Here is a 25,387-nt window from a genome sequence, read left to right as displayed (position 1 = left end):
TCTCGCCCGAGGGCTGCGCCTCGATCCTGTGGAAGGACGCCGAGAAGATGCGCGAAGCCGCCGCCGCCCTGCGGCTGACCGCGCAGGACCTTCTCAAGCTCGGCGTGATCGACGAGGTGATCCCCGAGCCGCTCGGAGGCGCCCAGCGCGCGCCGCTGGAGGCGATCGCCGAGACCGGCCGCGCGATCGTGCGCATGCTCGGCGCGCTCGACGGCCTGTCCCCCGAACAGCTGCGCGCCGAGCGCCGCGAGAAGTTCCTCGCCATGGGGCGCAAGGCCGCGATCTGAGGCTCAGCGAGGCCGCGCCTCCGCCGCCAGCCGCGTCGAAGCCGCCTCGATCTCGGCCTCCAGCCGCGCCATGAACGCCTCGCGCTTCAGACCCGGCGGGATGGGGGGCAGGAACTCGATCACGGCGACTCCCTTGCGCACGCGCACCCCCTTGGGCTGGAAGACGCCGGCGTCGCCCGCGACGGGGACGCAAGCCAGCCCGCTCGCCTCGTAGAGCGCATGCGCGCCGATCTTGTAGGGCTTGTGCGCCCCCGGCGCGACGCGCGTGCCCTGCGGATAGATCACGAGCTGGCCGAACTCGGCGCCGCCGTCGGTCATCCGCGCGACCATCTCGCGCATCGCCGCCCCGCCGCCGCCGCGATCGACCGGCACCGTGCCGACGCGCAGCGCGAACCAGCCGAACACCGGCGCGCGGGTCAGCTCCCGCTTCATCACGAAGCGGGGTCGGGGCAACGCGCGGTACAGCGCGAAGACGTCGAGCATCGACTGGTGCTTCGCGGCCACCATCGCAGGCCCGGCGGGAACCTCGCCCCGCACCTCCACCCGCAGCCCGCACAGCGCCCGCAGCAGGACCTCGTTCCACCAGAAGAACGCCTTGGAGAGCCGGCGCGCGAGCGGCGCGGACAGCGCCGCAGGGACGAAGAACGCCGCCCCGCAGACCGCCATCGAGAGATAGAACGCCGCGTAGTAGAGCCCGCCCCGAAGGGTCTCGACCGCCCGACCGCTCATCGCTCGATCCGACGCAGCAGGCTCAGGATCGACAGCCGCGCCGTCGCCCAGGCGGTCGCCGCGGCGGCCAGCGGCGCCAGCGCCACGGCCCGCAGCGCCATGCCCGACGGCGCGCCCGGCTCCGACGCCGCGCCAAGCGCTTCCGCGACGTCGAAATCGGGAAGCGCCGCCGCCGCCAGCGCCGCCGCCGCCGCTCCGACCGCGCCCCCGGCGAGCGCCCGCCACGCGATGGGCCGCTCGAACACCCGCGCGACGAAGCCGTCCTGCGCGCCCAACAGCCGCAGCGTGCGCACCGTCGAGGCCGCCCCGGCGAGGCTCGCCCGCGCCGCCGCCGCGACCATCGCCGCGAGCGCCCCTCCCATCAGCGCGATCGAGCCCAGCGCGAGATTGCGGAACGCCGTCGCCGCCCCCTCGACCCGCGCGCGCCACAGCGCATGATCGTCGAGCGCAGCCCCCGGCGCCGCCGCGTCGAGCGCCGCCTGCGCCGCGACCGGGTCGAAGTCCGGCGCCGGCGTCAGCGCGAGCAGCGCCGGCAGCGCGCCCCCGACCGGCTCCGCGCCGATCCAGGGCCGCATCAGCGCCGCGACCTCGTCGGGCGGCAGGGCGCGCGCCTCCGCGAGGCCGCCCGCCTCGAGCAAAGCGGCGATGGCGGCGTCGGCGCGCGCGCCGGTCTGCGCCGCGTCCGCGCCGGCGGGGACGACGACGGTCGCCGCCCCCTCCAGCCCGCCGCGCCACGCCCCGGCGACGCGCGCCGCGCCGTCCGCCGCCCCCAATGCGAGCACCGCCAGAAAGCACATCGCCGCCGCGACCAGCGCCACGAGATCGGGAGCGGCGGAGCGCGGCGCGAGCGGGAGCGCGGGTCCCGCGCTCACAGGGCGGCTCCGGCGCGGATCACCACACCGTCCTCGATGCGCAGCGTGCGCGCGCGCGCGCGCCCCTGCGCCTTGCGGATGAGCGCAAGATCGTGCGTTGCGATCAGCACGGTGCGCCCCACCTCGTTGAGTTCCAGAAACAGCCGCAGGATGCGCTCGGCGGCCTCCGCGTCGACATCGCCCGTGGGCTCGTCGGCCAGCACGATGTCGGGGGCTGCGATCAGCGCGCGCGCGACGGCGGCGCGCTGCCGCTCGCCCGAGGACAGTTCCGGCGGACGCGCGTCGAGCCGATCGCCGAGCCCGACCCATTTCGCCAGCGCCGCGACGTCCTCGGCCCGCTCGGCCACGCGCGCGCCCGCGACCCGCAAGGGCAGCGCGATGTTGTCGAACAGCGGCAGATGGTCGAGCAGGTCGCAATCCTGCAGCACCAGCCCCATGCGCCGGCGCAGCGCCGCCCGCTCGGCGGTGCCGACCTCGCAGGTGTCGCGCCCGAAGACGCGCACGGCCCCGGCGGCGGGGCGCAACGCCATGTAGATCAGCTTGAGCAGCGTCGTCTTGCCGGCGCCGGAGCGACCGGTGAGGAAATGCAGAGAGCCCGGCTCCAGCGTCAGCGTCGCGTCGCGCAACACCGCCCGCCCGTCATAGCCGACCTGCGCCTGCGCGAATTCGATCACCCCAGCCCCCGAGTGCAGATGCGGCGAGACACTCGCAGAGCGCGCGGGCCGGCTCAAGACCGCTTGGCGCGAAACGGCTTGCGGGCTATAGGCTTCACGCGATTTCCCGCGCCAGCCAGCGAGGCGGAGATGCTGATCACCTGCCCGGCCTGCGACGCCCGCTACAGGGCGTCCGACGCCCATTTTCCCGCGACGGGACGCGCGGTGCGCTGCAGCGCCTGCAACGCGGAATGGACCGTCTGGCCCGACGCGCCGGGCGCGGCGCCGCCGGTTGCGTCGGACGGCGCGGCGGTTGCGCCCGAGCCGGAGTCGATCCCGGCGGAATTCTTCGCACTCCCCTCCGAACCGACGCCGCCGCCGGACGCGCAGTTCGCCCGCTCGCTCGAAGCGCCCGAGGAGAGCCGGGGGGCGGGCGGGTTCCTGTGGGGGTTCGCTGCGGCGGCGGCGCTCGCGGTCGCCGCCGTTCTGACCTATGCGCGTCACGCCGAGATCGCCGCGGCCGCGCCGCAGCTCGCCGGCGCTCTCGACGCCTATGTCGTGGCCGTCGACGCGGTGCGCGCGCGCCTCGCGGAGATCGCCGAAGGCGTTCGCGGCGGCTGATCCAACAGGCTTCTGAAGACGCAGCGCGGCGGGAACGGTACTTCATTCCGAGGGTGGGATGCTGTGGCGGTCCCACTCCCCAGCCTGGGGTTGGCCCGGCCCCTTGCTCAGGCCGCGAGCAGCGTGGGAACGCGCGCGAGGTTGTTGGCCGCCATGGTGAGGGTGAGCGGGCGCGGACCCTTTCGAGGCCGCGCAGGACGGTCTGCGCCATGCCGCCCACGGTCTTCACACAGCCGAAGGGCTCCCCGATCTTCTTGCGGCGCTGCTGGGAGACGGCGTAGCCCGGGCGCCGGGTGGTGCGGTCGTCGATGGCGGGATGGCGCGCTGTCTGGGCGACATGCGGGGTGACGCAGGCCTGGCGCAGTTCGGCGACGAAGTCGGCGCTGTCGTGGCCCTTGTCGGCCCCGAGCGTCAACCGGCGCGTCCTGCGGCTTGGGCTGGAACCTCTGCATCGAGGCCCACGCCTTGATCAGCGCGCCGTCGACCGAGAAGTGCCCGTCCGACAGCAGCGGCGCCACCTCGCGGTGGGCGCGGATGGCCGCGAGGAACTTGCGCGACATGTCCGTCGTCAGCAGCCGGTCGCGGTTCCTGGTGAACATCGTGGGAACTCGCAGGGGATCGTCCACACCGAGGCCTGCGAACCAGCGCAACGGCGGATTGTGCTGCCTCCGCTCCATTAGCTGGCGCTCGGAGCGCACAGAGACCACGATCTGGATCAGGCTCGCGCGCATCAGCCGCTCGGGCTGGATCGAGGGTCGACCCTCGGTCGCATCCAGTCCGGCGAACTCGGCGTCGAGGCTGGCCAGCGCATCGTCGAAGATCCGCTTCACCTGTCGCAACGGATGTCGCGCCCGCAAGAGGCCGATGCGGGTTCGGCAAGGGGGCGGCGCAGGCCGGTAGCGGTCGGATTGGCGACCCGCGCGGGAGAAGGGCGCGCGCGTTGCGCGCCGGGGGGCTGCGAGGCGCGCGCCGGGGGGTGAATGCGGACGAATTCATCCTCGACGTCCCTGGAAACGGTCTTTCTTCTGCAACCCGGCCTTGGCGCCCCGGTCCATCGGCGCCATGGTCGCAACCCATTCGGGGACGACCGTCGCCCGTGCGTTCGAAGATGGAGGCCAGAGCCGGATGAAACCGCGGCTCGGCTGCTGGGAGAGAAACGATGACCGAACACAAACCGATGAACCGTCGCCTGTTCCTGCGCGGCGCCGCCGTCGCCGGCGGCGCTGGCGCAGGCGCTCTCGCCGCGCCCGCAGTGCTGGCGCAGGCTCCGCTCGTGGTGAAGATGCAAACCTCATGGCCGGCCTCCGACATCTGGATGGACTTCGCCCGCGAATACGTAACCCGCGTCGAGGAGATGTCGGGCGGCCGCCTCAAGATCGACCTGCTGCCCGCCGGCGCCGTCGTCGGCGCCTTCCAGGTGCTCGACGCAGTCAATGACGGCGTGCTCGACGCCGCCCACTCGGTGCCGGTCTACTGGTACGGCAAGAGCAAGGCCGCCTCGCTGTTCGGCACCGGCCCGGTCTGGGGCGGCTCGGCGACCACCATGCTGAGCTGGTTCTACCAGGGCGGCGGCGCCGAGTTCTACCGCGAGCTGACGCAGGACGTGATGGGACTCAACATCGAGGGCTATCTCGGCTTCCCGATGTTCGCGCAGCCCTTCGGCTGGTTCAAGCAGGAGGTCAACACGGCCGCCGACCTGCAGGGTTTCAAGTACCGCACCGTGGGCCTCGCGGCGGACCTGCTGCAGTCGATGGGCATGTCGGTCGCGCAGCTGCCCGGCGGCGAGATCGTCCCGGCGATGGAGCGCGGCGTGATCGACGCGTTCGAGTTCAACAACCCCTCCTCCGACCGCCGTTTCGGCGCGCAGGACGTGGCTAAGAACTACTACCTGTCGTCGTATCATCAGGCCTCGGAGAGCTTCGAGTTCCTGTTCAACCGCGACTTCATGGAGGATCTCGACCCCGACCTGCGGGCGATCATGCGCTACGCCGTCGAGGCCGCATCGACCTCGAACACGGCGCTGGCGATGCGCGAGTACTCCAAGGACCTGCGCGAGCTGCAGGAGGATGAGGGCGTCACGATCCATCGCACCTCGAAAGACATCCTCGCCGCCCAGATCGCGGCCTGGGACAAGCTCATCGTCGAGCTCGAGCAGGATCCGTTCATGAAGCGCGTCATGGACAGCCAACGCGCCTGGGTCGAGCAGGTGACGTATTACGAGCTGATGAACGCGCCGGACTACGCGCTCGCCTACAACCACTACTTCCCGGGCAAGCTGAGCATCTGATCCGCTCGCCGCGTAGCAGTCCATCCCCCCTCCGACGCTCGCGCCGGAGGGACTTCCTCCTTGGGATAACGCGCCCATGATCGGCTTCATCCGCTTCGCCGACAGCCTGTCGGCCTGGTTCGGCAAGGCATTCGCCTGGCTGATCCTGCTCATGGCCTTCGGGACGGGCTATGAGGTGATCGTCCGCTACCTCTTCAACAATCCCACCGCTTGGGCGCTCGACGTCTCCTTCATGATGTACGGCACGCTGTTCATGATGGGCGGCGCCTACACGCTGTCGCGCGGCGGCCATGTGCGCGGCGACTTCCTCTACCGGCTGTGGGAGCCGCGGAATCAGGCGCGCGTCGATCTGGTCCTCTACATCTTCTTTTTCTTTCCCGGCGTGCTCGCCCTGATCATTTCGGGCTGGAAATACGCCGAGCGCTCATGGCGCTTCGGCGAAGTGTCGGTGAACAGCCCCGCGGGCGTTCCGATCTACCAGTTCAAGACCGTGATCGTCGCCGCCGGCCTCCTGCTGTTCATCCAGGGGATCGCGCAGATCATGCGCTGCCTCCTCGCCATCCGCACCAATGAATGGCTCAAGGCCGACGAAGACGTCTTCGAGACGGAAGACCTGCTGATGCAGCGCGCCGCCGAGGCCGAAAAGGACGCCCATCCATGACGAATCCGGAAATCGCCCTGGTCATGCTGGGGCTGTTCATCATGGTGGTGTTCCTCGGCTTCCCGATCGCCTTCACGCTGATGGCGATGGGCATCGCCTTCGGCTACTACGCCTATTTCGATGCGGGCCGGATGTGGCGCGGCTACAACCGTCTCGGCGAGGACGCGGGCTGGTGGGAGAGCACGTCGCTCTGGATCGAGGGGTTCTACAACAACCGCATCTTCGACCTCTTCATCAACCAGACCTATACGGTGATGTCGAACGAAGTGCTGACCGCCGTGCCCCTGTTCCTTTTCATGGGCTATATCGTCGAGCGCGCGAACATCGTCGACCGGTTGTTCTCGACGCTCAACGTCGCGGCGAAGAACGTCCCCGGCTCGATGGGGGTGGCGGCGCTGATCACCTGCGCGCTGTTCGCCACGGCGACCGGCATCGTCGGCGCGGTGGTGACGCTGATGGGGCTGCTGGCGCTGCCGGCGATGCTTAAGGCGCGCTACGACCGCTCCTTCGCCTCGGGCATCATCTGCGCGGGCGGAACGCTGGGCATCCTCATCCCGCCGTCGATCATGCTGATCGTCTATGCTGCGGCGTCGGGCGTGTCGATCGTGCGGCTCTATGCGGGCGCGTTGCTGCCGGGCTTCACGCTGGTGGGCCTCTACCTCGTCTATGTGATGGGCCGCTCGATCCTTCAGCCCTCGGTCGCGCCGAAGCCGACAGCCGACGAAGTCCCGGACGTGCCGATGAGCCGTCTGCTGGCGATGATCGCCACGTCGTTCTTCCCGCTGGCGTTCCTGATCTTCGCCGTGCTCGGCTCGATCCTGTTCGGCCTCGCCACCCCGACCGAAGCCGCCTCGATGGGCGCGCTCGGCGGCATCGTGCTGGCGATCGCCTATCGCGCGATGAACTGGCAGCGGCTGCGCGAGAGCGTCTACCTCACGCTGCGCACCACGGCGATGGTGTGCTGGCTGTTCGTCGGCTCCTACACCTTCTCCTCGGTGTTCTCCTATCTCGGCGGCGAGCACATCATCTCGGAGTTCGTGCAGAGCCTCGACATGTCGCCGCTGATGTTCCTGCTGCTCGCGCAGCTGATCATCTTCCTGCTGGGCTGGCCCCTGGAATGGTCGGAGATCATCATCATATTCGTGCCGATCTTCCTGCCGCTGCTGCCGCTGTTCGGGATCGACCCGCTGTTCTTCGGGATTCTCGTGGCGTTGAACCTGCAGACGAGCTTCCTGACGCCGCCGATGGCGATGTCGGCCTATTACCTCAAGGGCATCGCGCCGCCCGAAGTGAAGCTGACGCAGATTTTCGCCGGCTGCATGCCCTTCCTGTTCTGCGTCTTCATATCGATGGGGCTGATGTACGCCTTCCCCGGCATCGTGTTCTATCTGCCCGAGGCGCTCTATGGGAACTGAGGCGGCGGATATTTTCGCGCTCGACGCCGTGGCGCTGCGCGACAGGCTCGCTTCGGGCGCGCTGCGGGCCGTGGAGCTGGTCGAGGCCTGCGTCGCGCGCATCGAGGCGCGCGAGCCGGAAGTCCAGGCATGGGCCTGGTTCGACGCGGAGTTCGCCCGCGCGCAGGCCAAGGCGCTCGACGCGCATCGGGCCACGGGGCGGGCGATCGGGCCGCTGCATGGGCTGCCGGTTGGGCTGAAGGACGTGATCGACACCGCCCGCATCCCGACCGAGAACGGAGCCAGGCGCGACGCGGGCCGCAAGCCCGCGCGCGACGCCTGGATCGTGGACCGGCTGAAAGCCGCCGGCGCCGTGATCATGGGCAAGACGACGACCACGGAACTGGCCTTCCTGACGCCGAGCAAGACGCGCAACCCGCACAACCCCGAGCATACGCCCGGCGGATCCTCGGCGGGCTCGGCGGCGGCGGTGGGCGCGGGGATGGTCCCGCTCGCCGTCGGGACGCAGACAGGCGGCTCGGTGATCCGCCCGGCCTCGTTCTGCGGCGTTACGGGCTTCAAGCCGAGCTTCGGCGCGGTCCCGCGTACCGGCGTGCTGATGCAGTCGCACAGCCTCGACACGCTCGGTGTTTTCGGGAAAACGCCCGCCTGCGCGGCGCTGATCGGCGACGCGCTGTTCGGCTTCGACCCGGCGGACCCGGCCACCTGCCCCGCCCCGGCGCCGCGGCTGCTGGCGACAGCGCAGACCGAACCGCCGCTCGCCCCGGTCTTCGCCTTCGTCAAGCTGCCGCGATGGGGCGACGCCGATCCGCAGCTTCACGCCGCCTTCGAGGAACTGAAGGACGAACTTGGCGAGCAGCTGTTCGAAACTGAGCTGCCCTCCGCCTTCGACGAGGCGGCCGCCCTGCGCGCGCGGATCAATTTCGCCGAGATGGCGAAGTATTATCACGCCTATCGCCGCGACGGCTTCGACCTGCTCGGCGCCGAGACGCGCAAGGCGATCCTCGACGGCGAGTCGATCCTAGCGCGCGACTATCTCGCGGCGCTCGACTGGCGGCAGGTGTTCAACGCCGGCCTCGACGAGGTCTTCACGCGCTGCGACGCACTGCTCTGCCCTGCGGCGCTCGGACCGGCGCCCAAAGGGCTCGGCTCGACCGGCGACGCCATCTTCAACGGGCTGTTCACCCTCACGGGCAACCCCGCCGTCACCATCCCCGCTTTCGCAAGCGCCGACGGCCTGCCGATGGGGCTTCAGATCGTCGGACGGCGCGGCGACGACGCGCGGCTTTTGCGGACGGCGCGCTGGCTCGCCGGCCGGCTCGGCTGCTGAGAGGAGAGAGACGATGAACGCGATCATGGCCTTGCTCGCCTTCTGCGTGCTGGCGACCTTTCTCGGCATCCTCATCTGGAAAGTGCCGAGCCTCGACCTGATCCTGATCGCAGCCGCGACGGCGGGCTTCGCCGGCTGGGACTTCTTGAGCAGCCTGCGCGACAAGACCTACTGAGCCGCGACATGGCCGACCGCAAGACCATCTGGATCCCTCGACGGCTGTCGGACGCGACGCTGGCGCGGGCGCGGCGCGACTACGAGGTGATCCTCGCCGAGGAGGATCGCCCCGCGACGCACGAGGAGATCGTCGCGATGAGCGCGCGGGCGGACGGGATGATCCCCTGCCATTCGGAGCGCTTCTCGGCGGAGGTGGCGGCGCGGCTCGATCCGCGGCTGAAGATCGTCGCCAATCACTCGGTGGGCGTGGATCATTGCGACCTGCCGGCGCTGCGCGCGCGCGGGATCGTGGTGACCAACACGCCCGACGTGCTGTCGGACGCCACGGCGGAACTGGCGATGATGCTGATGCTGGGCGCGGCGCGGCGGGCCGTCGAAGGCGACCGGCTGGTGCGCAGCGGGGCGTGGGATTTCTGGTCGCCCGCCTTCATGGTCGGCAAGCAGCTGACGGGGTCGCGGCTCGGCATCGTGGGGATGGGCCGGGTGGGCCGCGCCTTCGCCCGCAAGGCGCGCGGCTTCGATATGGAGATCCACTATTTCAACCGCAGCCGGCTCGGCCCCGAGGAGGAGCAGGGCGCGATCTTCCACGCCGATCTCGACAGCCTGCTCGCCGTGTCGGATTTCCTGTCGCTCCACTGTCCCGCGACGCCCGAGACCTTCCGGCTGATGAACGCGGAGCGGATCGCGCTGATGCCGAAGGGCGCGATCCTCGTCAACACCGCCCGCGGGTCGCTGGTGGACGAGGCGGCGCTGCGCGCGGCGATCGAGTCCGGGCGACTGGCGGGCGCAGGGCTCGACGTGTTCGAGACCGAGCCGGGCGGCAACCCCGCCTTCGCCGCCCATGAGGCGATCTTCATGAGCCCGCATGTCGGCAGCGCGACGGTGCGCACGCGCGACGCGATGGGCTTTCGCGCGCTCGACAATCTCGACGCCTTCTTCGCAGGGCGGGCGCCACGCGACGCGCTGTAGGGCCGAGACGGCTCTGGCGGCGTGGATCGCTGCGAGGGGGACCGGGATGCCGTCGAGCGGACGGCGCGCCCGACGAACGAGGTCCACGGCGTTTCGACGCGCTCGGCTGACGCGCCGTCTGGGCCTCGCATCGCTCCATACGACTGGACGGGCTTTTCAGAGCGATGCGAGGTCGAAGGTCGCGGGCGCATGCGGCATGTCCACGAGCGCGGTCACCCTGCTTTGCGCCGCTCGACATCGACGCGCGCGATCGGGCGGCGCGGGCGGCGCGGGCGGCGCGCGCCCGCAGGTCCGACCGCCCGCCCCGGGCGCGCTGGACCGGACCGTCCCCCGAGCCGCGGCCGCCTACTCCGCCAGCCGCCATTTGGCTGCGAGGTCGTAGAACAGGCCGCGCTCGGTCTGCAACTCGATCCAGGTGTTGACGTAGTTGATCCAGACCTGATCGGCCTGCGGCAGCAGCATCGCGACCGGCGTGCGCGCGATGGGCTCTTCCACCGGCATGATCGTCAGCTGCGGATACTGGTCGATCAGCTTGAACGCCTCGACATTGGAGGTGATGTGCGCGTCGGCCCGGCCGGAGAGCACTTCCTGAAAGTCGCGCGCCGGAGCCTCGACGATCTTGTGCGTCGCGTTCGGCAGATACTGCTTCACCTGCTGTTCCTGCGTCGTGCCGAGCGTGGCGGCGACTGTCACCTCCGGCTTGTCGAGATCGCTCCACTCCCGGAAGCGCCCTTCGTTCTCGGCGAGGGTCAGCGGCACTGTGACCAGCGAGAAATAGCTGCGCGAGAACCCCGCCGCCTTGGCCCGCGCCGCCGAGATCGAGGCGGAGCCGGTGATGTGGTACTTCCCCGCCACGACGCCCGCGACCAGCGTCTTCCAGTCGGTCGGGACGAACTCGACCTTCACGCCAAGGTCCTCGGCCAGCGCCGTCATCACGTCGATGTCGAAGCCGACATAGCCGTTCGTCGCGGGGTCGCGCATCGTCATCGGGTTCCAGTCGCCGGTGGTGCCGACCTTCAGCACGCCGGAGGACAGGATGTCGTTCAACGCCGACTGCGCCTGCGCCGACAGCGCTGACAGGGCGAGCGCGACGGCGCAGAGGGGGGCGAGCAGGGCTTTCATCGGCGGGCCTCCAGAAGGCGGAACTGCGGCGGCGCCGCGGGGCGTGTTGCGCGGCGAAGCTAGCGCAATTAACGAGGGAGGGAAGAGCCGCCGCGCGATCCACAGCCCGGCCATCGCAGGAGGGCCGTGCGGATGCGCTCGCTCTATCTCTCCGCCCATGACGCATGTCTGCGCTGGCATGAGACCGCCGGCGACGGCCCGCCCGTCCTGGCCCTGCCGGGGCTGAGCTTTCCCGCGGTCGGCGTGTTCCTGCCGGTCGCCACGCGCGGCGCCCTGCGCGACCGCCGCTGGATCCTCGCGGATTATCTCGGCTCGGGCGCAAGCGACTGGCGCGCGCGGCCGCTTGCCGGTCTCGACGACGATGCCGACTGCATGGCGGCGCTGCTCGACCATCTCGACTGTGGGCCCTGCGCCGTGGTCGGCCATTCGATGGGCGGCTCGGTCGGGATCGCGCTGGCGTTGCGGCGGCCCGACCTCGTGGCGCATCTGGTGGTCGCCGAGGCCAATCTCCTGCCGGGCGGCGGGGCGGCGACGCGCCGGATCGCCGCCCATGACGCCGACCGCTTCGCGGCGGAGGAGTTCCCGGCGATGCTCGCCCGCCGCCGCGCCGCCGCCCGCGCCGGCGACGCCGCGGCCGCCTTCGTCGCCGGCGCCTGGGCGCATGCCGATCCGCGCGCGCTGCACGCCAATTCCCGCGCGCTGGTGGATTTGCCCGCGGGCTTCCTCGACGCCTTCCTAGCCTTGGCGATCCCGCGCGCCTTCTTTTACGGCGCCCGCACCCATCCCGACGCGACCGGCGCCCCGGCCCCCGACGCGCCCGACCCGGAGCCGCTGCGCGCGGCGGGGGTGCGCGTCGCTGTGATCCCCGATTGCGGCCACGACATGACGACCGAAAACCCCGCCGGTTTCGCCGCGGCCCTCGTCGCCGAACTTGACCGGGGCGCGGGGTGAGGGCGGCGCGTCTTCTCGCCGGTTTCGCCGCGCTCCTGTTGCTCGGCGGCTGTTCGGGGCTGAGCTGGCATGTCGTCTCGCCGCTCACCGAGCAGGGCCAGCGCAACCTCGGCTTTCTGATCTCGGGGCTCGGGATGACGCTGGCGCTGAGCCTGACCGCGATGGCGATCTCGACCGTTCTGGGGCTGCTTGTCGCCCTGCCGGCCTTGTCGCAGCGCCGCTGGCTGCGCGTGGTCAACCGCGTCTATGTCGAGACGGTGCGGGCCGTGCCGATCCTCGTGCTGATCCTGTGGGTGTATTACGGGCTGCCGGTGGTGGCGGGCCTCAGCATCGGCGTGTTCTGGGCGGGGGTGATCGCGCTGGCGCTGTCGGACAGCGCGTTTCAGGCCGAGATTTTCCGCGCCGGCGTGCAGTCGGTGGCGAAGGGCCAGGTCGAGGCGGCGCGGGCGCTGTCGCTGTCGCGCGCTGCGACGATGCGGCTGGTGATCCTGCCGCAGGCGATCAGGCGCATCCTGCCCGCGCTCGGCAACCAGTTCGTGCAGGTGCTGAAGATGTCGTCGCTCGTCTCTGTGATCGGGATGCAGGAGCTGACCCGCAAGGCCAACGAGCTGGTGGTCACGGAGTACCGACCGCTCGAAATCTACACGATCCTCGTGCTGGAGTATCTGGCGCTGGTGCTGCTGGTCTCCGCCGGCGTCCGCTGGATGGAGCGCAGGCTCGCCATCGCCGACTAGAGCGGTCGGCCCCTCTCCGAATCCGGCCCTCGCGGCGCCATCGCAGACAGCGTGGCGGGGCCGGCGATCAGAGTCGGGTCCGGGCGGGCGGAGGCGAAGATGGCGCCGACCCCGGACCGGGACCCCTTCTCCGGCGGTCGGGAATTTCGACCGCGCCGGCCGGAGGCGTTGCGCATGCGACCGGCCCCGCCACGCTTAGCCTGAAGGCCTTGGCGGCGCTCACTCGCCGGGCTGGGGCGCTCCGCCGCGCCCCTCGAGCCGCCCGCCCAGCGCCTGTGCGAGCAGCCGCTCGTTATGGGCCCGCGGTTTGGTGAGGCGCGCGAGCAGATCGTAGAGCACCGGCGTCAGGAACAGCGTCAGCAGGGAGGCGAAGCCGAAGCCGGCGAGGATCACGATCCCGATCGCCGCCCGCGCCTCCGACCCCGCCCCGCTCGACCACACCAGCGGCGCCGCGCCGAGAACGGTGGACAGGACCGTCATCAGGATCGGCCGCAGCCGACGCACCGCGCCTTCGAGCGCCGCCTCGCGCACCGAGGCGCCGCGGTCGCGCAGCTGGTTGGCGTATTCGACGATCAGGATGCCGTTCTTGGCCATCAGCCCCAGCAGCAGCAGCATGCCGATCTGGGTGTAGATGTTGAAGGACTGGCCGCTGAACCAGATCGCCCCCAACGCCCCGGTCGCCGCCAGCGGCGCCGACAGCAGAATGGTCAGCGGATCGACGAAGCTCTCGAACTGCGCGGCAAGCACCAGATAGACCACGACCAGCGCGAACAGGATCGTCAGCGCAACGCCGGTCGAGCCCTCGATGAACTCCTTCGACTGCCCTCCGAAGGCGATCTGCGCATCCGCCGGAAGCGTCTCGGCGGCGAGCCGCTGCACGTCCGCCACCGCCCGCCCCAGATCGTAGCCCTCCGCCAGCGAGGCGGAGAGCTCTATGGCGGGAAGCCTGTCGTAGCGCTGCAGCTCCGGCGAGGCGGTGGTCTCGTCGATGCCGACCAGCGCCGAGAGCGGGATCAGCGCCCCCGAGTCCCGCGCCCGCACGAAGACCTGCTCGAGGTCCTGCGCCGTGCGCCGCGACTCCGCCGCCGCCTGCAGGATCACCGGATATTCGCGACCGCGGTCGAGATAGGTCGTCGCCTCGCGCGAGGCGAAGAAGGTCTGAAGCGTCGCCGCCACGTCCTGCACCGAGACGCCCAGATCGTCGGCGAGCGGACGGTCGATGCGCACCCGCAGCTCCGGCTGGGTCTTCTCGAAGTCGATCTCGACGTTCTGGAGACCCTCGACTTCGCGCAGCTGCGCCAGCAGCGCCTCGGACCACTCCTGAACCGATGTGAATTCCGGGCCGAGCACTTTCACCTGCAAGGGCGTGCGCGATCCCCGCAGCCCAAGCCCCGCCGGCTGGATCGGAAAGGCCCGCGCGCCGGGAATGCCGACCATCTTGGGGATGGCCTCGGCGACGATCTCCTGCGAAGTGCGCCGCCCGGATTCCCAAGGCGAGAGCCGCGCCACCACGAACGCGCGATGCGTGCGGCCCTGCCAGCCGACGATCGAGAACACGGTGTCGGCCTCGCCGCTCTCCATCAGCGGACGCAGCCGCGCCTCCACTTCGCGGACTTCGCGGTCGGTGTAGGCCGTGGTGGAGCCCTGCGGCGCGGTGACGGCCACGAAGAACACGCCGCGATCCTCGCGCGGGGTCAGTTCGCGGGGCGTGACCGTGTAGAGCCAGACCGCCGCGACCGAGACCGCAAGGCCCATCGCCAGCACGACGAGCGGGAGGTCGAGCAGCGCCCGAAGCACGCCGCGGTAGCCGCGTTCGACCCCGGCGAAAATCCAGTTCACGCCGCGCTCGATCATGCCGCCCGAGCCCTGGCGCAGCACGAGGTAGCACAACACCGGGCACAGCGTCAGCGCGACCAGCGTCGAGAAGGCGACGGCGATGGCGAGCACAAGCCCGAACTCGACGAACAGCCGCCCGACCTGGCCCTCCAGAAACGAGATCGGAATGAACACCGAGATCAGCGTGATCGACGTCGCGATCACCGCGAAGGCCACTTCGCGCGTCCCGTTCGACGCCGCCGCGATAGGGTGCTCGCCCTGGGCGACGCGCCGCTGGATGGTCTCCAGCACCACGATGGCGTCGTCCACCACGATGCCGATGGCGAGGATCAGCGCGAACAGCGTGAGGATGTTGATCGAGAAGCCCATCGCGAAGATGCCGATGAACGCCCCGATCAGCGCCACCGGAATGGTGACGGCGGGGACCAGCGTCGCCCGCGGCGAGCCGAGAAAGGCGAAGATCACCAGAACGACCAGAGCCACCGCGAGACCGAGCGTCTTGAGCACTTCCGCGATGGAGGATTTGATGAAGATCGCGTCGTCGGACCCGACGATCAGCTCCATGCCTTCGGGGAGGGTGGGCCGGATGCGGTCGATCTCGGCGCGCACCGCGTCCGACAGGGCGATGGTGTTGGATTGCGACTGGCGCAGGACGCTGAGCCCCACGGCTTCGCGCCCGTCGTTGCGCACGAGCACCTCGTCGTCCTCGACGCCGACGAAGACTTCGGCGACGTCGCCGAGCCGCACAGGAGCGCCGTCGATGGTCGCGAGCACGACGTTGCGGAAATCCTCCGGCGTGTCGAGCCGCGTGTCGGCGCGCAGCTGGAAGCTGCGGAAGGTCGACACGACCTCGCCCGCCGGCAGTTCGATGTTGTTCTCCACCAGCGCGGTGGAGACGTCGCCCACCGTCAGCTTGCGCGCGGCCAGCGCCTTGGGATCGATTTCGATGCGCATGGCGTAGCGCCGCTGGCCGTTGATCTCGACCGAGGCCACGCCGTTCAGCGTCGCGAGGCGGTCCACCAGGAATCGCTCGGCGAAATCGGTCAGTTCGGCGGCGCTCATCCGGCTGGAGATGATGCCGATGCGCATCACCGGATCGGCGTCGCTGTCGTTCTTGAAGATCTGGGGTTCGGTCGCTTCGTCGGGCAGCTGGTTGATCACGCGCCCGACGGCGGCGCGCACGTCGTTGGCGGCCTGGTCGATGTCGCGCCCGGGGGAGAACTCGATCACCGTCCGGCTCGAGCCGCGGCGCGCCGTGCTCGCGATCGTGCGGATGCCCGACACGCCGGCCACCGCCGATTCGATCACTTCGGTGATCTGGGCGTCGATCACCTCCGGCGCGGCGCCGACATACTGCGTCGAGACGGTGACGGTCGCCGCGTCGATGTCGGGCAGTTCGCGCACGGGAAGGCGCGATGCGGCGAGCAGGCCGATCGCGACGATCAGCAAGTTTATCACGGCGGCGAGGACGGGCCGGCGGATGCAGATGTCGGAGATGCTCATGGGCTGTCCTCGGATGCTGGCCTTGGGCGCCGGCCTCGGGCCTCGGGGCGGGCGTTACGGAGCGATATGGGCGGCGACGGGGCCTTCGGCGCCTTCGATCTCGAGAATCCGCACCGGTCGACCGTCCGCGACTTTCTGGACGCCGCGCGTGACCACCAGCTCGTCGGCGGCGAGGCCGTCGACAATCTCGGCCCGCCCGTCGCGCCGCCCCCCGATGGTCACCGCGCGCCGCTCCGCCCGCTCGTCGGCGACGACGTAGACGTAGCGGGCCCCGCCCTCGGCGACGATGGCCTCCTCCGGCGCCGTCACGCCCTCGCGCGCGTCCAGCACCAGCGTGACGCGCATGAACGCGCCCGCGGGCAGCTTCTTTTCGGGATTGGGAATGCGGGCGCGCGCGGTGAAGGCGCGCGAGACGGGATCGAGCCGGCGCGCGACGCTGGCGACCTCGCCCTCGAACACTTCGCCCGGAAAGGCCTCGGACGCGGCGCGCACCGGCGCTCCCGGCCCGACCTCGCCGTAGAAGCGCTCGGGCAACGAGAAATCCACGTCCAGCGCCGTCAGGTCGTCGAGCGTGCCGATCGGCGTGTTCGAGCGCGCGACAGCGCCGAGATCGAGCAGGCGATAGCCCATCACGCCGGAAAAGGGCGCGCGCAGCGTGCGGTCCTCGAGCTCCTTGCCGGCGCGGTCGACGACCGCGCTGGCCGAGTCGAAATCGGCCTTCGCGCTCTCATAGGCGGTGCGGGCGATCTGGTTGCGCCCGAGCAGCTCCTCGGCGCGCGCGAAAGCGCTCTGCGCGCGGTCGAGCTCGGCCTGCGCCTCCTGCAGCCGCGCCCGTTCGGCGGCGTCGTCGAGCCGCAGCAGCACCTGCCCCGCCTCGACCGGATCGCCCCCCTGGAAGCCAAGCTCGACGACGCGCCCCTCCGACAGCGTCGCGAGTTCGACCGATTGCAGCGCGCGGCCCGTGCCGACGGCGGACACGGTGCGCTCGACCCGCTCCAGCCACGCCGGCGCCACCACGACCCCCGGCGCCTGCCGGGCGCGCTCCGCTTGCGGCGGCGCGTCGCCGGTCTGCCCGCTCCACGCGACCCAGCCGCCATAGCCTGCGCCGCCGAGCAGCGCGATGATCGCCAGTTGCTTCAGAATTCCGGCCATTCCGATCCCCCGGGCGCCAAACGCACGGCCCATCTACGTTCGTACAAGTGGGGTCCGTCGCGGAAAAGTCGCGTCCCGCCGAAATAATCTCCGGATGTGAAACTTTTCGTCGCCCGCAGGGCGACAGCGAAGGGCGACAGGCCGCCTCAGTAGCTCAGCACCACCGTGTCGGGCGCAGCGAGCGCATTGAACATCAGATCGGACCCGGCGACCGTCGCGCCCTCGATCAGGTCGGGCGTGGCGACGCCGCCGGCGACCATGCACATGCCGCAGACCAGCACGGCGTGGCCGTCGCGGATGAGCGCGGCGAGCATCTCGCGCGGCGTGCGCGCCGTGACGCTGAAGCCGCCCTGGGCCGATTCGGCTTCGGCGAGATGCACGCCGCGCACGCTCAGCAGCACGGTCACCCGATGCCCGCGCTCGGCGGCGACGGTCGCCTGGGTCAACGCCGAACCGGCGGCCCAGCCCTCGTCGGTCGTGATGCTGAAGACGAAGTGGCGGGCCGGCTCGTCGGCCCGCGCCGGCGACCCCGCCGCCGACAGGCCGAGCGATCCCGCCAGCAGGATCGCAACCGCAAACGCGCGCAGGATCGACACCGTCGATTTCACCATTTTTTCCGTCCCCCCTCGGCGCGCCCATTGGGCAGACGCGCTGTTCTCATCCCGTCGCGCCGCGACGCGCGGCGCAGGCCGGGCGGGCGACGCGCGCGCCGACCGGTTTCCCACAAGGCTAGCGCAGTGCGCCGCCCTGTGACAACGATCGCCGTGGTTGCGCCCGCCGCCGCCGTCCCCCTTGTGGAAAGGCGTCCCTGACGCCGCCATGTTCCGCCCGGCGGAACGGGGGACGCCGCGCGGCGCAGCGCGGCGCCGACAAGGGAGGACGATGAGAATGAGAAGAACGACGATGCTGATCGCGGCCGCCGGCGCCTTCGCCATGGGCCTGGCCGCAGTCGAGGCGCGCGCAGGCGACGTCGCAGCGGGCGAGGCGCGCTATCGCGTCAACTGCGTCAACTGCCATGGCAAGACCGGCAAGGGCATGGCGAGCTTTCCGGCGATCAAGGGACGGGACGCGGGCTATTTGGCGAGCCGCCTGACCACCTACCGCGCGAAGGAGAAGATCGGTCCGAATTCGGCGATCATGATGTCGCTGACCAGCGAGCTTTCCGACGAGGACATCGCAAACCTCGCCGCCTACATCGCATCGGCCTTTCCCTGAATTTTTCACACTCCGCCAGGTGGCTTGAACGCCGGATCGCGCTTCGCGATGTGCATACCGGTATCGGCTCGCGTAATGCGTGTTGACAACGGAACGCCCCTTCATAGGCTGTGGAAACAACAACCACGCGACCAAAGTCGCGGTTCACCCTGGGAGGAGCTAAGATGATGCGACAGACGACGACGCGCCGGACGACCCTCTGGTCTGCGATGGCGATCGGCGGGGCGGCGCTCATGGGCGCCGCGCCGGCGCAGGCGGCGCCCGCTTTAGGCCAGACGACGGTGATGACGGGCCTCGAAAGCCCGTGGGACGTCGCCTTCCTGCCCGACGGTACGATGTTCTACACCGAAAAGTGCCGCGGCCTCTCGGTGCGGCTGCCTTCTGGCGACGTGAACCCGCTGCTCGGCATGTCCGGGGCGGAGGGCTTTCCCGCTGCCGCTGGCGACCTGTTCTGCGAAGGGCAGGCCGGCATGATGGGCGTCGAACTCGACCCCGAATTCGAGAGCAACCGGTTCATCTACGTCTACTCGACCTCGAACATGACGGCGCCGGGCGAGAATCGCCTGATGCGCATGGTCGTCAACGCCGATCTCACCGGCGTGTCGGACCGCGTCGATCTGATCGAAGGCATTCCGTACAAGCCCAAGGCGTCGGATCATCCGTTCGGCGGCCCCGGCGCGCACAATGGCGGGCGGGTGCGCTTCGGCCCAGACGGGTTCCTCTACCTGACCACCGGCGACACGCATAACGGCGTGGTGCCGCAATCGCCGACGATGCTCGGCGGCAAGGTGCTGCGCATCGACCGCGACGGCAATCCGGCGCCCGACAACAACGCCCCGGACGGCTTCGACCCGCGCATCTTCACCTATGGCCACCGCAACGTGCAGGGCATCTCGTTCCGCCCCGGAACCGGCCAGCCGGTGATCATCGAGCACGGGCCCTGGCACTCCGACGAAGTCACGGCGCTGACCGCCGGCGGCAATGGCGGGTGGGATCCGCGCCCGAACATGGGCGGTCGCGGCGACTGCCCGGACAATTACTGCGGCTACTCCCCCAACCAGATGGAGGGGATGGACCCCGCGCAGCGCGCCGCCTTCATGCCGATGACCGACTTCGCCACCTATCCCGACGCGATGCCGCCTGCCTGGAACAACAACGGCCTGTCGCAGGGCAGCTCCTCCGCGACGTTCCTCACGGGCGCGCAATGGGGCGACTGGGAAGGCCGGTTCGCCATCGGGATCATGGGGATCGGTTTCGGCGGCACGCCGATGGGCATGCGCATCGACGTGGTCGACATCGCCGAGGACGGGCTGTCGGTGAATGATGTGACGACGATGGAGCTGCCCACGCAGGGCCGGTTCCGGTCGGTGCGTCAGGGGCCTGACGGCGCGCTCTACGCGGTCGTGGACGAGGGCGACATCTACCGCATCGTGCCGGAGTGATCGCCGGAAGGCCGCGACGTCGTCGCGGCCTCGCCCCCCGGAGATGAACCAGGGCGCGTCGCCGATCAGGCGACGCGCCTTTTTTCGTCGGAGATCGCCGCGTCCTGGGCGCGATAGCCGATGCGCAGCCCGCCCCAATGCCGCCCGCGCACGAGGATGGGCGCGCTGATGTCCTTCATCACCGCATGCCGCCCGCCCCCCATGTCGCGGCGATAGGCCTGGATCAGCGTCGGCGCTTCGCTGCGGCCCGCCGCGAGCCCGACCCGGTCGGCGAAGAAGCGGCGGTTGCGGCAGTTGGCGGTGTTCCAGACCGGATCGCCGCCCTGGGGCTTCGAGAATTTCCGGTTATGCGTCGGCAGGAACCCGTCGCCATTGACCACGGCGGCGAAGACGACATGGTCGCCGAGGCTCAGCGCCTCCTCGATCACCGGCGTGACGACCGCGTCGGTCAGTCCGACGAAGGGCGTCATGAATTGCTGCGGATTCGTGCCGTCGATGGGGGCGTAGTCGCGGCTGAACAGCGCGTCGAGCGTGATCCGCCCCTCCGACACCGCCTTCTCGAACGCCGCCGAGATCGCGTCGGCGCGGCGGCGCACGGCTTCCTCCATCGTGCGGTCCTCGATCAGGATGCGCCCCAGCCGGTCGCGCAGCGCGCCGGCGGCGGCGTCGAGCCCTGCGGCGGCCTCGGCGGTCGCGGCGGCGGTCGCCTCGCCGGCTCGGGCGGCGTCGTCGGCGTCGCTCACGCCGGCGCGCGCGGCGCCGAGCGCGTCGGACTGGCGCGCGCAGGCGTCGCGGATCGCCGCCGAGGCGTCGGCGACGGCGTCCACTTCGAGGCCGATGGCCCCGAGCATCCGGGCGGCTTCGGCCACTTCCCGCCCGCACTCGCTCACGGCGCGGTCGCTGTCGCGGACCAGCCCTTCGATCTGCTTGGCCGCGTCGCCCGCCCGCCCCGCCAGGGCCTGGATCTCGGCGGCCAGCACGGCGAAGCCGCGCCCGGCCTCGCCGGCGCGGGCGGCCTCGACGGCGGCGTTGACGCCGAGCAGCTTGGTCTGGCGCGCGATCCCGCCGATCGCGTCGAGCATCTCGGCGATCCGTTTCGAACTGGCGGAGACCCGCGCGATGGCCGCCTCGGCGCTGGCGCTGCGCGCGCCGCCCTCCGCCGCGATCTCCGCCGCGCGCCGCGCCGCCGCGTCGCCCCGCGCCGCCGCCGCGTCCACTTCAGCGACGGCGCCCTGCATGGCGGCGGCGGCGTCGCGGGCGGCGTCCAGCGCCTCGACCTGCACATGGATGCGCCGCGTCAGGTCGCCCGCAGCGCCCGTCAACGCCTCCGAGCGATGCGCCATGTCGTCGACCGCGCCGCGCAATGCGCCGACCAGCTCGCGCAGCCCTTCGCCGACGCCGTTCAGCTCGCGCATCAGCTCGCCCCATGCGCCGCGATGGCCCGAGGAGCCGCGCACCGACATGTCGCCCGCCCCCAGCAGGGCCGCCAGCGCGATGGCTTCGTCGAGCGCGCTCTGCGCCGCCTCGAGCGCCGCGTCGGCCTGCGCGTCGCCGACGCGCGCCGCGATCTCGCCCCGCCCGAGCGCGTCGAGCGCGGCGCGCGGCTTCGCCGCATCGTCGACCGCCTCGGGTTGCGGAGCCAGTTCCATCGCGGCCTCGGTCGGCGGCTCCGCGGCTGTCGACGCCTCCGCCGGACGCCCCCAAGCCGCGAGCGCGGCGCCCGCCAGCGCGCAAAAGGCCATCGGCCAGAGCGCCTGCCCTGGCGAGACCGCTCCGAACCCGGCCAGGGTCGCAACGGCGCAAGCGGCTACGGCGACCAGCGCAGCAGCCGCGCGACGCGACGCGAAGATGGAAATCGGCATGGAGGCCTCCCCTTTTCGGGGCGAGCTTGGGGCGGCTGCGTCAACATGGGCCTAACGCCCTCGCCGAACGCCCCACCCTCCGCTATCTGTCGCCGATGGCGGCAGGGGAGGCGCGGGGCGCATGGCGGAGCAGCGGTTCATCTCGGTGCGGGGCGCGCGCGAGCACAACCTCAAGGGCGTCGACGTCGACATCCCGCGCGACAAGCTGACTGTGATCACCGGCCTCTCGGGCTCGGGAAAATCCTCGCTCGCCTTCGACACGATCTACGCCGAGGGCCAGCGCCGCTACGTCGAATCGCTCTCGGCCTATGCGCGGCAGTTCCTGCAGATGATGCAGAAGCCCGACATCGACCACATCGAGGGCCTCTCCCCCGCAATCTCGATCGAGCAGAAGACCACCTCGAAGAACCCGCGCTCGACGGTCGGGACCGTCACCGAGATCTACGACTATCTGCGCCTGCTCTTCGCCCGCGCCGGCACGCCGCACAGCCCCGCCACCGGCCTGCCCATCGAGGCGCAGCAGGTGTCGGACATGGTGGACCGCGTCATGGCGATGGAGGAGGGAACCCGCGCCTACCTCCTCGCCCCGACGATCCGCGACCGCAAGGGCAGCTACGCCAAGGAGCTGGCGGAGCTGCGCAAACAAGGCTTCCAGCGCGTCAAGATCGACGGCCAGTTCTTCGAGATCGACGAGGCGCCGGCGCTCGACAAGAAGCTGCGCCACGACATCGACGTGGTGGTCGACCGGATCGTGGTGCGCGAGGGGCTGGCGGCGCGGCTGGCCGACAGCTTCTCCACCGCGCTCAAGCTGGCGGACGGCATCGCCATCCTCGAGACGGCTCCAGCCGAGGGCGAGCCGGAACGGATCGTGTTCTCCGAGAAGTTCGCCTGCCCGGTCAGCGGCTTCACCATCCCCGAGATCGAGCCGCGGCTGTTCAGCTTCAACGCGCCCTTCGGCGCCTGCCCCGCCTGCGACGGCCTCGGGGTGGAGCTGTTCTTCGACGAGCGGCTCGTGGTTCCCGACGACTCGCTCAGCCTGCACGCCGGCGCGCTCGCGCCATGGTCCAAGACGAAAACCCCCTATTTCCGCCAGACCATCGACGCCCTCGCCAGGCATTACGGCTTCGACGCCAACGCGCCGTGGCGCAAGCTGCCCGCCTTCGCCCAGCAGGTGATGCTGCACGGCTCCGGCGAGGAGGAGATCCGCTTCCGTTACGATGATGGCGGGCGCGTCTATGAGGTCGCCCGCCCCTTCGAGGGGGTGATCCCCAACATGGAGCGGCGCTACAAGGAGACCGACAGCGCCTGGGTCCGCGAGGAGTTCGAGCGCTATCAGGCCAACCGCCCCTGCGGAACCTGCGAGGGCCACCGCCTGCGCCCCGAGGCGCTCGCCGTGAAGATCGCGGGCGACCAGATCGGGCAGGTGACGCAACGCTCGATCCGCGAGGCGCTCGCCTGGGTCGAGGCGGCTGCCCCGACGCTCAGCCGCCAGAAGGCCGAGATCGCCGGGCCGATCCTCAAGGAGATCCGGGCGCGGCTGGGGTTCCTCGTCAATGTCGGGCTCGACTACCTCACGCTCGCCCGAAACGCAGGCACCCTCTCGGGCGGCGAGAGCCAGCGCATCCGCCTCGCCAGCCAGATCGGCAGCGGGCTGACCGGCGTGCTCTACGTGCTCGACGAGCCCTCCATCGGCCTGCACCAGCGCGACAACGACCGGCTTCTGACCTCGCTGAAGGGGCTGCGCGATCAGGGCAACACGGTCCTCGTCGTCGAGCATGACGAGGAGGCGATCCGCGAGGCCGACCACGTCATCGACATCGGCCCCGGCGCGGGCGTGCATGGCGGGCGGATCATCGCGAGCGGGACGCCGGCGGAGGTGATGGCGCACCCGGCCTCGGTCACCGGCTCCTATCTGCGCGGCGACCGCGAGATCGCGGTGCCGGCGGCGCGCCGCACGCGCGACAAGCGCAAGCTGCGGGTGGTCGGCGCGGTCGGCAACAACCTCAAGGGGGTGACGGCGGAGATTCCGCTGGGGATGTTCGTCTGCGTCACCGGCGTTTCGGGGGGCGGCAAGTCCACCTTCACCATCGAGACGCTCTATAAAACGGCGGCGAGCCGGCTCAACGGCGCGCGCGAGACGCCCGCGCCCTGCGACCGCGTCGAGGGGCTGGAGCAGCTCGACAAGGTGATCGACATCGACCAGTCGCCCATCGGGCGCACGCCGCGCTCGAACCCCGCCACCTACACCGGCGCCTTCACCCCGATCCGCGACTGGTTCGCCGGGCTGCCGGAGGCGAAGGCGCGCGGCTATCAGCCGGGGCGCTTCAGCTTCAACGTGAAGGGCGGGCGCTGCGAGGCCTGTCAGGGCGACGGCGTCATCAAGATCGAGATGCATTTCCTGCCCGACGTCTATGTCGAATGCGAGACCTGCAAGGGCAAGCGCTACAACCGCGAGACGCTGGAAGTGCACTACAAGGGCAAGTCCATCGCCGACGTGCTCGACATGACGGTGGAGGACGGCGCGCAGTTCTTCGACGCAATCCCCTCGATCCGCGAGAAGCTGGTCACGCTGGAGCGGGTGGGGCTGGGCTACATCAAGATCGGGCAGCAGGCGACGACGCTGTCGGGGGGCGAGGCGCAGCGGGTGAAGCTGTCGAAGGAGTTGGCGAAGCGGGCGACCGGGCGGACGCTCTACATTCTCGACGAGCCGACCACGGGGCTGCATTTCGAGGATGTGCGGAAGCTGCTGGAAGTGCTGCACGAGCTGGTGGAGGCGGGCAACAGCGTCGTGGTGATCGAGCACAATCTCGACGTGATCAAGACGGCGGACTGGATACTGGATTTCGGGCCGGAGGGCGGCGACGGGGGCGGGCGGATCGTGGCGGAGGGGACGCCGGAGGAGATCGCGGCGGACACGGCCAGCCACACCGGGCGGTATCTGCGGCCGATCCTGGCGCGGGTGGGGCGGATCGCGGCGGAGTGAGGGGCGGTCACGAGATCGGGACCGTTGATTTTGTTTGGGGAATTGTGGTCAGTTTCCGGTGATCCGGGGATGGAGTGCGTCCCTTCGGGTGGACACGATCAGGCGGCGGTTTTGACAGGGGCGCGTGCGTTGCGGTCCTCGAACTGCATGGGGCTGCGATACCCCAAGGCTGAATGCAGTCGTCGCTCGGTGTAGGCGGCGATGAAGCGGGGCACGCCGGCGGCGACGTCCTCGAAGGTCTCATACGCCATCAGATAGACGTCCTCCACCTTCAGGGTCTTCAGGAGGCTCTCGGCCTGCGGGTTGTCGTAGGGGTTCCCGCGCCGGCTCATCGAGCCGACGAAGCCGTACTCCTTCAGCAGGTCGCGGTGCAGCACGGAGGCGTATTGGGATCCGCGATCCGAGTGGAAGACGCAGCCTGGCGGCGGTCGGCGCAGCGCGATCGCCCGGCGCAGGGCTTCGACGACGAGGCGGGCGTCGATCCGGCGGCCGATGGCGTACGGGGCCATCTACGGCGTCGCGGCGAGCACGGGGCTCGCATGGGGCCTGACGCGCGCGCTGCCGCTGGCGGAACCCTACGCCGCGG

21 protein-coding genes and 2 pseudogenes are annotated in these 25,387 nt (G+C 70.5%); 13 read left to right on the top strand and 10 right to left on the bottom strand.

Features of this window, described 5'->3' with window-relative positions:
• Positions 1-287: pseudogene (locus V7Q31_RS11190) on the top strand (acetyl-CoA carboxylase carboxyltransferase subunit alpha); the annotation flags it as partial.
• 3 nt (positions 288-290) lie between these two features.
• On the opposite strand, the gene V7Q31_RS11185 reads toward V7Q31_RS11190, so the two are convergent.
• The 3 genes from V7Q31_RS11185 to V7Q31_RS11175 are packed head-to-tail and all read right to left on the bottom strand — an operon-like array spanning position 291 to position 2,562.
• Positions 291-1,016 carry a lysophospholipid acyltransferase family protein gene (locus tag V7Q31_RS11185; protein ID WP_333833940.1) on the bottom strand — a complete coding sequence of 242 codons (726 nt, stop codon included), beginning with the start codon at positions 1,014-1,016 and terminating at the stop codon, positions 291-293.
• Positions 1,013-1,888, bottom strand: a complete 876-nt coding sequence (locus V7Q31_RS11180; RefSeq protein WP_333833939.1) for a cell division protein FtsX — start codon at positions 1,886-1,888, stop codon at positions 1,013-1,015. The genes V7Q31_RS11185 and V7Q31_RS11180 overlap by 4 nt, the downstream gene beginning before the upstream one ends.
• Positions 1,885-2,562, bottom strand: coding sequence for a cell division ATP-binding protein FtsE (locus tag V7Q31_RS11175; protein ID WP_333833938.1), 678 nt, complete (start codon positions 2,560-2,562; stop codon positions 1,885-1,887). The genes V7Q31_RS11180 and V7Q31_RS11175 overlap by 4 nt, the downstream gene beginning before the upstream one ends.
• A 129-nt stretch (positions 2,563-2,691) precedes the next feature.
• On the opposite strand from V7Q31_RS11175, the gene V7Q31_RS11170 reads away from it, so the two are divergent.
• Complete coding sequence (locus V7Q31_RS11170) at positions 2,692-3,162, top strand: zinc-ribbon domain-containing protein (RefSeq protein ID WP_333833937.1); 471 nt, start codon at positions 2,692-2,694, stop codon at positions 3,160-3,162.
• Positions 3,163-3,269: 107 nt separating this feature from the next.
• Here V7Q31_RS11170 and V7Q31_RS11165 read toward each other — a convergent pair.
• Positions 3,270-4,028 (bottom strand): annotated as a pseudogene (locus tag V7Q31_RS11165) (transposase).
• Between the two features lie 311 nt (positions 4,029-4,339).
• On the opposite strand from V7Q31_RS11165, the gene V7Q31_RS11160 reads away from it, so the two are divergent.
• From V7Q31_RS11160 to V7Q31_RS11135, 6 genes are all read left to right on the top strand, one after another.
• Positions 4,340-5,449 carry a TRAP transporter substrate-binding protein gene (locus V7Q31_RS11160; RefSeq protein WP_442976507.1) on the top strand — a complete coding sequence of 370 codons (1,110 nt, stop codon included), beginning with the start codon at positions 4,340-4,342 and terminating at the stop codon, positions 5,447-5,449.
• A 76-nt stretch (positions 5,450-5,525) separates the two neighbouring features.
• Positions 5,526-6,110 (top strand): TRAP transporter small permease subunit, encoded by a 585-nt coding sequence (locus V7Q31_RS11155; RefSeq protein WP_333833935.1) that lies wholly within the window; start codon positions 5,526-5,528, stop codon positions 6,108-6,110.
• On the top strand, positions 6,107-7,525 hold the full coding sequence (locus V7Q31_RS11150) for a TRAP transporter large permease (RefSeq protein ID WP_333833934.1): 1,419 nt from the start codon (positions 6,107-6,109) through the stop codon (positions 7,523-7,525). The genes V7Q31_RS11155 and V7Q31_RS11150 overlap by 4 nt, the downstream gene beginning before the upstream one ends.
• Positions 7,515-8,855 (top strand): amidase, encoded by a 1,341-nt coding sequence (locus V7Q31_RS11145; protein WP_333833933.1) that lies wholly within the window; start codon positions 7,515-7,517, stop codon positions 8,853-8,855. The genes V7Q31_RS11150 and V7Q31_RS11145 overlap by 11 nt, the downstream gene beginning before the upstream one ends.
• 13 nt (positions 8,856-8,868) lie before the next feature.
• Entirely contained in the window at positions 8,869-9,030 is a 162-nt protein-coding gene (locus V7Q31_RS11140; protein WP_333833932.1) for a hypothetical protein, read from the top strand.
• 8 nt (positions 9,031-9,038) lie between these two features.
• On the top strand, positions 9,039-10,001 hold the full coding sequence (locus V7Q31_RS11135; RefSeq protein ID WP_333833931.1) for a 2-hydroxyacid dehydrogenase: 963 nt from the start codon (positions 9,039-9,041) through the stop codon (positions 9,999-10,001).
• A gap of 345 nt (positions 10,002-10,346) precedes the next feature.
• On the opposite strand, the gene V7Q31_RS11130 is transcribed toward V7Q31_RS11135, so the two are convergent.
• Positions 10,347-11,123 carry a transporter substrate-binding domain-containing protein gene (locus V7Q31_RS11130; protein ID WP_333833930.1) on the bottom strand — a complete coding sequence of 259 codons (777 nt, stop codon included), beginning with the start codon at positions 11,121-11,123 and terminating at the stop codon, positions 10,347-10,349.
• A gap of 132 nt (positions 11,124-11,255) precedes the next feature.
• On the opposite strand from V7Q31_RS11130, the gene V7Q31_RS11125 reads away from it, so the two are divergent.
• Positions 11,256-12,074, top strand: coding sequence for an alpha/beta fold hydrolase (locus V7Q31_RS11125; protein ID WP_333833929.1), 819 nt, complete (start codon positions 11,256-11,258; stop codon positions 12,072-12,074).
• Entirely contained in the window at positions 12,071-12,808 is a 738-nt protein-coding gene (locus V7Q31_RS11120) for an amino acid ABC transporter permease (RefSeq protein WP_333833928.1), read from the top strand. The genes V7Q31_RS11125 and V7Q31_RS11120 overlap by 4 nt, the downstream gene beginning before the upstream one ends.
• Positions 12,809-13,027: 219 nt before the next feature.
• Here V7Q31_RS11120 and V7Q31_RS11115 read toward each other — a convergent pair whose 3' ends face one another.
• The 3 genes from V7Q31_RS11115 to V7Q31_RS11105 form a co-directional block, all read right to left on the bottom strand.
• The gene (locus V7Q31_RS11115) at positions 13,028-16,147 is read right to left on the bottom strand and encodes an efflux RND transporter permease subunit (RefSeq protein ID WP_333833927.1); all 3,120 of its coding nucleotides are present in this window, start codon (positions 16,145-16,147) and stop codon (positions 13,028-13,030) included.
• Between the two features lie 54 nt (positions 16,148-16,201).
• Positions 16,202-17,299 (bottom strand): efflux RND transporter periplasmic adaptor subunit, encoded by a 1,098-nt coding sequence (locus V7Q31_RS11110; RefSeq protein ID WP_333833926.1) that lies wholly within the window; start codon positions 17,297-17,299, stop codon positions 16,202-16,204.
• A 146-nt stretch (positions 17,300-17,445) separates the two neighbouring features.
• Positions 17,446-17,910: a DsrE family protein gene (locus tag V7Q31_RS11105; protein ID WP_333833925.1), complete on the bottom strand. Its 465-nt coding sequence runs from the start codon at positions 17,908-17,910 to the stop codon at positions 17,446-17,448.
• 277 nt (positions 17,911-18,187) lie between these two features.
• On the opposite strand from V7Q31_RS11105, the gene V7Q31_RS11100 reads away from it, so the two are divergent.
• The gene (locus V7Q31_RS11100) at positions 18,188-18,514 is read left to right on the top strand and encodes a c-type cytochrome (RefSeq protein ID WP_333833924.1); all 327 of its coding nucleotides are present in this window, start codon (positions 18,188-18,190) and stop codon (positions 18,512-18,514) included.
• A gap of 167 nt (positions 18,515-18,681) precedes the next feature.
• Positions 18,682-19,956 (top strand): PQQ-dependent sugar dehydrogenase, encoded by a 1,275-nt coding sequence (locus V7Q31_RS11095; RefSeq protein ID WP_333833923.1) that lies wholly within the window; start codon positions 18,682-18,684, stop codon positions 19,954-19,956.
• Between the two features lie 65 nt (positions 19,957-20,021).
• On the opposite strand, the gene V7Q31_RS11090 is transcribed toward V7Q31_RS11095, so the two are convergent.
• Entirely contained in the window at positions 20,022-21,818 is a 1,797-nt protein-coding gene (locus tag V7Q31_RS11090) for a methyl-accepting chemotaxis protein (protein WP_333833922.1), read from the bottom strand.
• A 121-nt stretch (positions 21,819-21,939) separates the two neighbouring features.
• Between V7Q31_RS11090 and uvrA the strand changes: the two genes are divergently transcribed.
• Entirely contained in the window at positions 21,940-24,801 is a 2,862-nt protein-coding gene (uvrA, locus tag V7Q31_RS11085) for an excinuclease ABC subunit UvrA (protein ID WP_333833921.1), read from the top strand.
• A 98-nt stretch (positions 24,802-24,899) separates the two neighbouring features.
• Here uvrA and V7Q31_RS11080 read toward each other — a convergent pair whose 3' ends face one another.
• Positions 24,900-25,310, bottom strand: a complete 411-nt coding sequence (locus V7Q31_RS11080) for a DDE-type integrase/transposase/recombinase (RefSeq protein WP_333833920.1) — start codon at positions 25,308-25,310, stop codon at positions 24,900-24,902.
• Positions 25,311-25,387 lie beyond the last annotated feature (77 nt).

The organism is Rubrimonas sp. (assembly GCF_036788415.1).
Taxonomy (GTDB): domain Bacteria; phylum Pseudomonadota; class Alphaproteobacteria; order Rhodobacterales; family Rhodobacteraceae; genus Rubrimonas.
The sequence above is the reverse complement of the archived record's forward strand: the minus strand, read 5'-3'. Positions and strand labels throughout refer to the sequence as shown.